This window comes from Microbacterium sp. bgisy207 (assembly GCF_965345035.1).
Lineage (GTDB): Bacteria > Actinomycetota > Actinomycetes > Actinomycetales > Microbacteriaceae > Microbacterium.
In genome coordinates, this window is sequence record NZ_CBDRMG010000038.1 from 1 (window position 1) to 524 (window position 524).

Genomic DNA, 524 nt, shown 5'->3' on the forward strand with positions numbered 1-524 from the left:
ACGGCTCACCGCAACGGTGGCAGTCGATGTACACGAGACGTCTGTGGATCAGCGATCTCATCGTGCTCGTCTGGGTAGTTTTCGGAACACAGATCTTCTGGTTCGGCACGGGGAACGCTGCACTAGCCTTCGCGCGCGACGGAAGGTTGACAGCCATCTCCTACTGGTTCGCCTCGGCGCTCCTCGTGGCGCTCTGGTGGTGGGCACTGTCGCTCGCGGATTCCCGCAGTTACCGTGTTATTGGCACGGGGTCGAGCGAATACATCCGAGTGATTGACTCCAGCATCCGCCTGTTCGGCATGATTGCGATCGTCGCATTCTTGTTCCAGGTCGATATCGCGCGCGGCTACCTGCTTATCAGCTTGCCGCTTGGCATCATCATGCTCGTTCTTGTCCGGTGGCTCTGGCGACACTGGCTCTTCGCAAAGCGATACAACGGGCAGTACATGTCGCGTGTGCTCCTCGTCGGGTCAGAAAGCTCGGTTGCTCAGATCGCCTCTGAGCTGCAGCGCGCCCCGCGGGCT

The 524-nt window shown here is 60.1% G+C and carries 1 protein-coding gene; it reads left to right on the plus strand.

Going from position 1 to position 524, the window contains the following annotated elements; all coding sequences use genetic code 11:
* Nucleotides 1–26 precede the first annotated feature (26 nt).
* Nucleotides 27–524, plus strand: a 498-nt coding sequence (locus ACSGC5_RS14930; protein ID WP_434971354.1) for a nucleoside-diphosphate sugar epimerase/dehydratase, incomplete at its 3' end; no start/stop codon positions are given.